General features: G+C 63.4%; 8 protein-coding genes. 6 read left to right on the top strand and 2 right to left on the bottom strand.

Features of this window, described 5'->3' with window-relative positions:
* Window positions 1-223 precede the first annotated feature (223 nt).
* The 3 genes from cysD (at window position 224) to KHO41_RS37750 (ending at window position 4,358) form a co-directional block, all read left to right on the top strand.
* Window positions 224-1,168, top strand: coding sequence for a sulfate adenylyltransferase subunit CysD (gene cysD / locus KHO41_RS37760; protein ID WP_211958332.1), 945 nt, complete (start codon window positions 224-226; stop codon window positions 1,166-1,168).
* 11 nt (window positions 1,169-1,179) lie between these two features.
* Window positions 1,180-3,123 carry a sulfate adenylyltransferase subunit CysN gene (cysN, locus tag KHO41_RS37755; protein WP_211958335.1) on the top strand — a complete coding sequence of 648 codons (1,944 nt, stop codon included), beginning with the start codon at window positions 1,180-1,182 and terminating at the stop codon, window positions 3,121-3,123.
* A gap of 83 nt (window positions 3,124-3,206) precedes the next feature.
* The gene (locus tag KHO41_RS37750) at window positions 3,207-4,358 is read left to right on the top strand and encodes a helix-turn-helix transcriptional regulator (RefSeq protein WP_211958331.1); all 1,152 of its coding nucleotides are present in this window, start codon (window positions 3,207-3,209) and stop codon (window positions 4,356-4,358) included.
* Window positions 4,359-4,444: 86 nt separating this feature from the next.
* Here the strand turns inward: KHO41_RS37750 and KHO41_RS37745 are convergent, their stop codons facing one another.
* Both KHO41_RS37745 and KHO41_RS37740 read right to left on the bottom strand, forming a co-directional pair.
* Entirely contained in the window at window positions 4,445-5,014 is a 570-nt protein-coding gene (locus KHO41_RS37745; protein ID WP_211958330.1) for a YdeI/OmpD-associated family protein, read from the bottom strand.
* Between the two features lie 69 nt (window positions 5,015-5,083).
* Window positions 5,084-6,022: a LysR family transcriptional regulator gene (locus KHO41_RS37740; RefSeq protein WP_211958329.1), complete on the bottom strand. Its 939-nt coding sequence runs from the start codon at window positions 6,020-6,022 to the stop codon at window positions 5,084-5,086.
* A gap of 201 nt (window positions 6,023-6,223) precedes the next feature.
* On the opposite strand from KHO41_RS37740, the gene KHO41_RS37735 reads away from it, so the two are divergent.
* From KHO41_RS37735 to KHO41_RS37725, 3 genes are all read left to right on the top strand, one after another.
* On the top strand, window positions 6,224-7,147 hold the full coding sequence (locus KHO41_RS37735) for a dihydrodipicolinate synthase family protein (protein ID WP_211958328.1): 924 nt from the start codon (window positions 6,224-6,226) through the stop codon (window positions 7,145-7,147).
* 259 nt (window positions 7,148-7,406) lie between these two features.
* Window positions 7,407-8,852 carry an MFS transporter gene (locus tag KHO41_RS37730; protein ID WP_211958327.1) on the top strand — a complete coding sequence of 482 codons (1,446 nt, stop codon included), beginning with the start codon at window positions 7,407-7,409 and terminating at the stop codon, window positions 8,850-8,852.
* Window positions 8,853-9,039: 187 nt separating this feature from the next.
* Window positions 9,040-10,140: a porin gene (locus KHO41_RS37725; RefSeq protein WP_211958334.1), complete on the top strand. Its 1,101-nt coding sequence runs from the start codon at window positions 9,040-9,042 to the stop codon at window positions 10,138-10,140.
* Window positions 10,141-10,163 lie beyond the last annotated feature (23 nt).

Below are 10,163 nucleotides of genomic sequence, written 5' to 3'. Positions count from 1 at the left end.
ACGATAAAAATTCGCCCCTTTGGGGCAACCAAAACGCGTTTTTGGTTACTTTTGTCGCTCGGACAAAAGTGACTCGCCGGCTACGCCGGCGAAACCGCGGCGCCCGCCAAGAACGACAACCCCGCAATTCAGCGCTGAACCCAAACCTGCATCCCGCCCCCCCAAAATTTCTTAGTCCACCCAGACGAAGCCCCCAAAGCCCCCCGCTAGCTACCTTCTCCCCATGCCAGGCATCGATGGACGGTGTCGGCAAAACGAAGAGGAGATCTCGATGTTGACCCACCTGGAGCAACTGGAGGCGGAGAGCATCCACATCATGCGGGAAGTGGTGGCGGAATGCGAAAACCCCGTCATGCTCTATTCCATCGGCAAGGACAGCTCCGTCATGCTGCACCTGGCGATGAAGGCCTTCCATCCCGCCCGGCCGCCCTTTCCGCTACTGCACGTCGACACGACGTGGAAGTTCCGCGAAATGATCGAGTTCCGCGACCAGACCGTCGAGCGGCTCGGGCTGGATCTGCGCGTGCATATCAACCCGGATGGACTAGCGCGGAACATCAGCCCGCATGAACACGGTTCGGCCGTGCATACCGATATCTGGAAGACGCAGGGGCTGAAGCAGGCGCTCGACCACTACGGCTTTGATGCCGCCTTCGGCGGCGCGCGCCGCGACGAGGAAAAGTCGCGCGCCAAGGAGCGTGTGTTCTCGGTACGCACCGCCCAGCACCGCTGGGACCCGAAGATGCAGCGCCCCGAACTCTGGCGCCAGTACAACGCGCGCAAGCGCAAGGGCGAAAGCCTGCGCGTCTTCCCGCTGTCGAACTGGACCGAGCTCGACATCTGGCAATACATCTACCTGAACAGGATCCCCATCGTGCCTCTGTATTACGCCAAGGAGCGTCCCGTGGTCGAGCGCGACGGCACGATGATCATGGTCGATGACGAGCGCCTGCCGCTGCGCCCCGGCGAAACGCCGGCCATGCGAAAGGTGCGGTTCCGCACGCTGGGCTGCTATCCGCTCACCGGGGCGATCGACAGCGAAGCGGACACGCTGGGCGGGATCATCCAGGAGATGCTGCTGGCCACCACGTCGGAGCGCCAGGGACGGCTGATCGACAGCGATTCGGCCGGATCGATGGAGAAGAAAAAGCAAGAGGGGTACTTCTGATGGAAGCGCTGATGGAAACGCTGAGTGAAGCCGTGCCAGCCACGGCCAATGACGATATCGGACAATACTTGCACACCCAGCAGCACAAGGGCCTGCTGCGCTTTATCACCTGCGGCAGCGTCGACGACGGCAAGAGCACGCTGATCGGCCGGCTGCTGTATGAATCGAAGATGCTGTTCGAAGACCAGCTCGCGCAGCTCGAAGCCGATTCGAAGAAGATGGGCACGCAAGGCGAGAACCTCGACTTCGCGCTGCTGGTGGATGGCCTCGCCGCGGAACGTGAACAGGGCATCACCATCGACGTGGCGTACCGCTTCTTTGCCACCGACAAGCGCAAGTTCATCGTCGCCGACACGCCCGGGCACGAGCAGTACACGCGCAACATGGTGACCGGCGCGTCCACCGCCGACCTCGCGATCTTGCTGGTCGACGCGCGCCGTGGTGTGCAGACGCAGACGCGCCGCCACAGCTACCTGATGTCGACACTCGGCATCCGCCGCGTGGTGGTGGCCATCAACAAGCTCGACATGGTCGATTACTCGCGCGAGGTCTACGACCGCATCGAAGCCGAGTACCGGGACTTTGCGCGGCAGATCGGCCTCAATGACATCGTCTGCATTCCGATGTCCGCGCTGCATGGGGACAATATCACGCAACCGAGTCCCAATACCCCTTGGTACCACGGGCCCACGCTGATGGCGCACCTCGAAAGCGTGCCAGTCGACCGCGCGCCGGCGCAGGACGAATCGTTCCGCCTGCCGGTGCAGTGGGTCAACCGCCCCAACCTCGATTTCCGCGGCTTTGCCGGCACCATCAGCGCGGGCGATATCCGCTGCGGCGACCGCGTACGTGCGCTGCCGTCCGGCCGGGAAAGCCGCGTCGCCAGCATCGTCGGCGCCGATGGTGAGTGCGGGCATGCCATGCGCGGCCAGGCGGTGACGCTGACGCTGGCCGACGAGATCGACGTGAGCCGCGGCGACGTACTGGCATGCGCGGAAGACCCGGCCGAGGTGGCAGACCAGTTCGAAGCCACGCTGGTCTGGATGAGCGAGGACGCCATGCTGCCAGGGCGCCCATATCTGCTCAAGCTGGGCACCCGCACCGTCAGCGTGACCGTGGCCCAGCCCAAGTACAAGGTCAACGTCAACACGCTCGAGCACCTGGCCGCGCGCACGCTGGAACTGAACGAGATCGGCGTGTGCAACCTGCATGTGGACCAGCCGGTCGCGTTCGCCCCATACGCGCGCAACCGCGACCTGGGCGGCTTCATCATGATCGACCGCCTCACCAACAACACCGTGGGCGCGGGCATGCTGCACTTCGCGCTGCGGCGGGCGCAAAACGTACACTGGCAGGCCATCGACGTCGACCGCCGCGCGCATGCCGCGCTCAAGCACCAGGCGCCACGCATTGTCTGGTTCACCGGGCTTTCCGGCGCGGGCAAGTCGACCATCGCCAACCTCGTGGAAAAGCGCCTGCACGCGCTGGGCCACCATACCTACCTGCTCGACGGCGACAATGTGCGCCACGGCCTGAACAAGGACCTTGGCTTCTCTGAAGCCGACCGCGTGGAGAACATCCGGCGCGTGTCGGAGGTGGCGCGGCTGATGCTCGATGCGGGTCTCGTGGTGCTGGTGTCGTTTATCTCGCCGTTCCGCTCGGAGCGCGAGATGGCGCGCGCACTGGCCGGCGACGGCGAGTTTGCCGAAGTCTTCATCGACACGCCGCTCGACGTAGCCGAGCAGCGCGACCCCAAGGGCCTCTACCGCAAGGCGCGGCGCGGTGAACTGAAGAACTTCACCGGCATCGACTCGCCTTACGAGCCGCCCGAGCGCCCCGAGATCCGCATCGACACCACGGCCGATACGGCCGAACAGGCCGCCGAGCGCATCGTCGCATGGCTGCGGGAAACGGGTCTGCAGGAATCCGGGGCGCCTAGTACAAACGGACGATGAGCCGTCGGCGCCGATCCGTAGGATGAAGGAAGGCGGGCCTTGCCCCGCCTTCCTTCGCTTCAGCACCCCGAGGATCCGCGACCATGCTGCCTGCCCACGACGCCGCCGCCCTGCCGGCCAGCGAGCTGAGCGCCCTGCTCGGCCAGCTTTACCAGGGCCCGACCGAAACGGTACCGTGGGCCGGCTTTCTCGAAAGCGTGCGCGAGCGGCTCGACGCGTCCTTCGTCACGCTGGTGCTGCGCCACCCCGCCACCGACCGGCCCGGGCTGATCGTCAACGCATCGCCATTTGGACCGCACCTGCCGGGCGAGCCTTCCTATAGCGAACAGTACTACGCGCTGTGCCCGTTCCTGAACCTGCACCCCGACCAGATCTTCAGCGCCGACGAACTGTTCGGCGAAGCGGGATGGATCGCGCATCCCTTCTATCTGCAATACCTGCAGCCGCTGGACCTGCGCTACATCCTGGCGGCCAACCTGCGGACACCGAACGGTGTGGAATGTGCGCTGTTCATCAGCCGCGGCCATCATGGGGAAGACTTCAGCGTTGCCGGCAGGACGCTGCTAGCGGATCTACTGCCCCACCTGAAGCGCGCCGTGGACCTGCACGCCGCGCTGGACGTACTCGAGTCCGAGCGCGCCCTGTACGCCGATGCGGTCGACCGCCTGCTGGTCGGCACCGTAATCCTGGACGAAGACGGCAAGGTGATGAAGGCCAATGACGTCGCCGGGCGGCTGCTGCGGGCACGCGACGGCCTTTGTCTTTGCAACGGTGCGCTACAGGCGAACAATCCGGTGGAGAACCGCACGTTCCGCAAGATCGTGGATGCAGCTATCGAAGCCCACGGACTGGCGGCATCGCGCAGTGAAGTCACCACACTCACGCGGCCCGCGGTGGCGACGCCGCTGAGCGTGCTGGTACGGCCCATTCCGCTCAGCTATCGGGCCGAAGACAAGGCACGGCGGCCTGCCGTGGCCGTGTTCATCCGCGATCCGGCGGGATCGCCGCGCAATGCGCATGCGAGCTTGCGCAAGCTGTTCCGGCTGACGCCTACGGAGATCGAACTCGCGCTGCTGATGATGGACGGGCTGACGCTCGACGAATCCGCCGGCCGGCTGGGGATCAAGAAGAATACGGCCCGAGCGCATTTGCGGGGGATATTTGCCAAAACGGGGGCGACGAGGCAGGCGGTGCTGGTGAAGACGTTGCTGTCGAGTGTGGTGGCGATGGGGTGAGACCACCGGTCCGATAGAGCGCTGCGGGTTGCTAGTCTTGAGTTCGGCATCGCCCGGCGACTTTCGTCGGCGATCGCTCCCCTGGTCTAGGGATGAATGGTCTCGCCGCGATTGAGCATGCCGATGAATTCCTCGATCTTGCGCGCCCGTGTTGCGGGCTTTTTGGCGTTCTGTAGCCGAAACAGGATGGCGTAGCGGTTTCGGCCGTTCAGCGTCGCAAAGAACGCGCTGGCCTTGGGATTGGCATCCAGTGCGGCCTGCAGGTCGTCCGGCACGACCGAGTTGCTGGCCGACGTATAGGCAGCTTCCCAGCGGCCATCCTCTTTGGCTTTTTCGATTTCCCGCATGCCCGAAGGAAGCATTCTGCCCGCGGCGATCAGCGCTTCGGCCCGGTCTTTGTTGAGCTTGGACCAGATACTTTTTGCGGAGCGTCGAGTGAAGCGTTGCAACCAGTATTCTTCACTTTCAGTCTGCTTTTGACCATCGATCCAGCCATGACAAAGGGCACTCTCCAGCGCCTGTGCGTAAGTCAAGGTTGGCTGCCCGGCGCCCTTTTTGGCAAGGCGCAGCCATATCCCGGTCGAGGTACGGCCGTTTTGCGTCAACCAGTTTTCCCATTCATTCTGGTCAAGGAAGGTCAGGCGAGGCTCAGTCATGGAGGATCCGAAGGACACGGTCGAGGGCGGCCCAACCGCGGCCGGCGCAACTCAGCGAGAACTGCCAGGTCACCCTGTCGTGGACGGGACCTCGATGCCGCGCCCCGTCAACTCCGGCCCTCCGCTTTGCGCAATCTCGCGAACAAGCTGCATAACGGTGCGGCACGCGAGCGTGAGTTCACCATGGCGCGACATGGCCAACGCAATATGACGCGTAATCTGTGGATTGATGATCTTTGAAGCCTGCAAGCGGCAATCCCGGCCAGCGTTCGAGATGGCGTACGGCCCCAGCAGGGCATACATGCCCCCGTCGGCGACGATATGGGTCTGCAGGCTCAGCGAATCGGCCTCCACTGCGACGTTCAGCGCAACGCCGTGCTCCAGTGCCAATTGATCCAACCGGTCGCGCCAGCTATTGGGTCGGCAGAACATCACCAGAGGCAGATTCTGCAGTGCTGAAAACGGTACCGTCGGGTTGGCGGTCACGTCGTCGCCCTCTGCGCCCACCAGGTAAGTCGCCGTTTCAACCAGGTACACGTCGCCGTGCCTGGGCACCGGACTATGGCGGAACAAGATGGCCAGATCGACGTGTCCAGCTTCCAGCCAGTTCTCCAGTTGCGCGCCCTGCCCCTCGCGCACACTGAGTTGCACCAGGGGATAGCGCTCCTTCAGGCGGTAATAAAGCGTGCTGACCAGTGGATGCGCGGTGGAAGGCAGGATGCCGAGGCGAACCGTGCCGATCGGCTTGCCTGAGGTCGAGTGGATGTCGTTGACCAGTTGATCCGTGCCTGCCACCCACGCCCGGACCTTGGGCGCCACACGCTCGCCGAATTCAGTCAGCACGACCCCGCGACCCGTACGCTGGAACAGACGCCCCCCGCATTCCTGTTCAAGTTCATTGAGTTGACGGCTGATGTGGGGCTGGCTCGTGCCATAAGACTGAGCGACCTTGCTCAGACTGCCCAGGTCGGCAGCCGCCAGGAACAGTTTCCATGCGGAGTAGTTCATCGCTCGCCTTGGCTCACTTTTGGCTCTCTTGCTATACGTAACCAGTATATCTGAAATGTCAAACATGACACTTCCGGCATGTCACGACCGCTCCTAGACTGCCTCACATGCCCGCCAACGTGATGGAGACACCAGCAGCGGCGGGCGCTCCGGGCAAAGCATCCGGCACCCGGTGAACTCCATACTCATACAGGAAGTGACATGAAAAACATCGACCTCCGCGGCCTCAACCCTGCCCCCGTCACGCCCTTCACCCGCGACGGCGCGGTGGACTACGCTGCCTGCAAGAAGCTGGGCGCGTGGCTCGGCAGCATCGATGGCGTGAAGAGCCTGACCGTGCTCGGCCACGCGGGCGAAGGCACCTTTCTGACGCAGGCGGAGCAGATGAAGGTCATCGAAACCTTCGTCGAGGCGGTCAATGGCGCCATTCCCATCATTGCCGGCATCACGCTGGAAGGCACCGAGGTGGCCGCCGAGGAAGCCAAGCGCGCGGTCCAGGCGGGCGCGTCCGCTGGCCTGCTCTACCCCTCTCACGGCTGGCTGCGCTTCGGCTACCAGAAGGGCGCGCCTCAGGACAAGTACCGCCAGGTGTATGAGACCAGTGGGCTGCCGCTGATCTTGTTCCAGTACCCCGACGCAACCAAGTGCACCTACGACCTGGAAACCCAGCTCGACATCGCGGCGCAGCCCGGCGTGTTCGCGATGAAGAACGGCGTGCGCAACATGCGCCGCTGGGACACCGAGATCCCCGTGATTCGTCGCGAGCGCCCTGATCTGCAGATCCTGAGCTGTCACGACGAATATCTGCTGCACACCATGTTTGACGTGGACGGTCTGCTGGTGGGCTACGGCAACATCGCACCAGAACTGCTGGTCGATCTGATCAAGGCCGGCAAGGCACGGGACTACAAGGCCGCCCGCGCCATCCACGATCGCCTGCTGCCGGTCACCAAGAACGTCTACCACCGCGGCTCGCACATGGAAGGCACTGTGGCGCTCAAGCACGCCCTGGTGGCACGCGGCATCCTGGAACACGCCACCGTGCGCTCTCCGCTGCTGCCGCTGGCCCCCGGCGCCGAGATCGAGATCGCCAACGCCATGCGCGCTGCCGGCATCGTTGACTGAACGACGGCGGGTCCAGCTACTAGGCTGTGCCCGCCAGCCGGCCCGAGCCCGGCGATTGGATTCTCCCGTCATGCCGCAGCCGGCAGGCAAGTCGGCACAACGGGAGAAATTCAAGGCTTCACGCTGACGTTGCGCCTCCGGCGCTGCCCCTGTCGCGGGCTGCGACGCCGGTCGCAAGAAAGGCGACAGCAGAAGCCGACGACATAAGAAAAAGATGGCCGGTGCTCGCACACCATGAGCCAGTCAACTTGGAGACAGCATGGACACCACTACGGCCGCACCCATGTACAACAGTGGCAGGAGCGATGCGGCAAGCCGTGCGCCATTTGATCCGCGGCAGCGGGCAGCGCAACTTCTCTTTCGCATCGAGAACGTTCCCATTAGCAGGTGGCACACCAAGGCCCGCATTGTCATGGGCAGTGCCACCCTGTTCGATGCATTCGACGCGCTCTCACTGGCGTTTGTCATGCCGGTCCTGGTTGGGCTCTGGCACTTGTCGCCGGGCGAGATCGGGGTCCTGATCGCTGCCGGGTACCTTGGACAGGTCATCGGCGCACTATGCTTCGGGTGGCTGGCCGAGCGCCTGGGCCGGGTGCCGAGCGCCACCGTGACCGTGGGCCTGATGTCGGTCATGAGTGTGGCGTGCGCCTTTGCCGGCAACTTTCACATGCTGTTCCTGTGCCGTTTCATCCAGGGCATCGGCGTCGGCGGCGAGGTACCGGTTGCGGCAACCTATATCAATGAACTGTCGCAAGCCCATGGCCGGGGCCGCTTTTTCCTGCTCTATGAGCTGATCTTCCCCGTTGGCCTGATGCTGGCGGCCCAGGCAGGCGCCTTCCTGGTTCCGCGCTTTGGCTGGGAATACATGTTCCTGGTTGGCGGGATACCCGGCCTGATCGTGGCACTGCTGATCATGCGGCTGCCGGAATCACCGCGATGGCTGATCGGCAAAAACCGCTTCGACGACGCAGAGCGCGTGATTGGCGAAATGGAGGCCAGCACCGCCAAGCGGAACATCGATCCGCAGCACAACGCGGCAGAGATGGACCGCCGCATCTCGCAACTGTACGCAGGCCTCCAGGCGCAGAAAAAAGGCAACTGGAAGGAGCTGTTCTCGCCGTTCTATCGTGGCCGCACGGTGGTGGTATGGCTGCTGTGGGCGAGTTCCTATTTCGTTGCAAACGGCATCAATAACTGGTTGCCAAGCCTGTACAAGACGGTCTATCACCTCCCATTGCAGGAGTCGCTGCACATGGCCTCGTTGTCCAACGTGCTCAGCACCTGTGCCGTTCTTGTCTGTGCACTGTCGGTGGACCGCGTGGGTCGTCGCCGATGGGCCATCGGGTGTTTCGTGGTCAGCGGCATACTGCTCGCCGCTTTGGGAGCGTTCGGCGCCGCCAGCCCCTGGTCGGTCATGCTGCTGGCTTCCTCGGCCTATGCAGTGATGGGTTCGGCGACGGTGCTGCTGTACCTGTACACGCCAGAAATCTATCCCACGCGTATCCGCGCGATCGGAACCGGCCTGGCAACGTCATGGCTGCGAGCTGCCTCCGCCACCGCACCGGCCGTTGTCGGCATGGTACTGACGGGACAAGGTATTGCCACCGTCTTCCTGATGTTTGCGGCTGCCTGCGTGGTCGGCCTTGTCGCGGCCACCCGAATGACCGAAACCACCAACCGCCCGCTCGAAGAGATTTCACCCTGACTGGCTGACTGGCTGACTGCCTAAGCAGCGGCGCAGATCGCTGCCGTCAGACACTCCACGGCGATCATCGGACTCCGTTTCCATGCAGCCGGACACTCGAAAGCGTATCGAGCGCCCGGCGATGGAAGGACGCCGCTCGCCTGCCCTTCATAAGTTTGTAACGACTCGCCATAACAAGGAGACACCCATGAGGAGTTGCGGGAAATGGTACGCGGGCCTTTTTTGCGCCGCACCGATATTCGCTTCGGCACAATCGGTGACGCTTTACGGCCTCGTCGACACCGGGGTCGAGTATGTGAACAATATCGGCGCCAGCAAGGACAGCGTCGTGCGGATGCCGAACCTGACCGCCACCGTGCCTTCGCGCTGGGGGATGCGCGGGACGGAAGACCTTGGCGGCGGGCTGAAATCTGTTTTCGTCCTGGAATCCGGCTTTGCTGCCGACTCCGGATCTTCAAACCAGGGAGGACGCCTGTTCGGTCGCCAGGCCTTTGTCGGGCTGAGCAATCAGTGGGGACAACTCTCCTTCGGCCGGCAGTGGACCATGACCTTCTGGTCGACGCTGGACTCTGACGTATTGGGGCCCAACATCTACGGCGCCAACTCGTTAGACAGTTACCGGCCCAACGCCCGCGCGGATAATGCCATCGCCTACAAGGGTACATTTGGCGGATTGACTGTCGGTGCGACATACAGCCTCGGGCGCGACACCGTCAATGCTGGCCAGAACCCTGCGGGCACCAATTGCGCCGGAGAGAATCCCGCCGACAGCAAGGCCTGCCGGGAATGGTCAGTGATGCTGCGGTATGACGCAAGCTGGTGGGGACTGGCAACCGCCTATGATTCCTTGCGCGGGGGCACTGGTGCGGCAGGCGGACTGGTGAACAGCGGCCTCAAGGATGACCGCCTGCACTTTGGGGGCTATATGGTACTGTCCAAGGCGAAGCTCGGCATCGGTGGTACCTTCCGGAACAATGAGGGCAGCACCACGTCCCACAGCCAGCTTTACTATGCGGGCCTGGCGTACGACATGACGCCCGCCTTCAATCTCGCGGGGCAGATCTACTACCTGGGGTTCAACCATAGTGCCAACAAGGCATGGCTCGCGGCCCTGCGCGGAACCTACGCCTTCTCCAAGCGAACCTCCGCCTATCTCACGACTGGCTTCATTGATAACCGGGGCCAATTGGCCATGTCAGTCAGTAGCGGCAGCGCCGCCGGAACCAGTACGCCGGCACCGGGCGGCAACCAGTTTGGTGCAATGCTTGGTATCAAGCATGTCTTCTGAGTCGGCGCCATACCTGTTTAACG

It is taken from the genome of Cupriavidus numazuensis (assembly GCF_905397435.1).
GTDB classification, from domain to species: domain Bacteria; phylum Pseudomonadota; class Gammaproteobacteria; order Burkholderiales; family Burkholderiaceae; genus Cupriavidus; species Cupriavidus numazuensis.
This window is presented reverse-complemented; position numbering and strand designations above follow the sequence as displayed.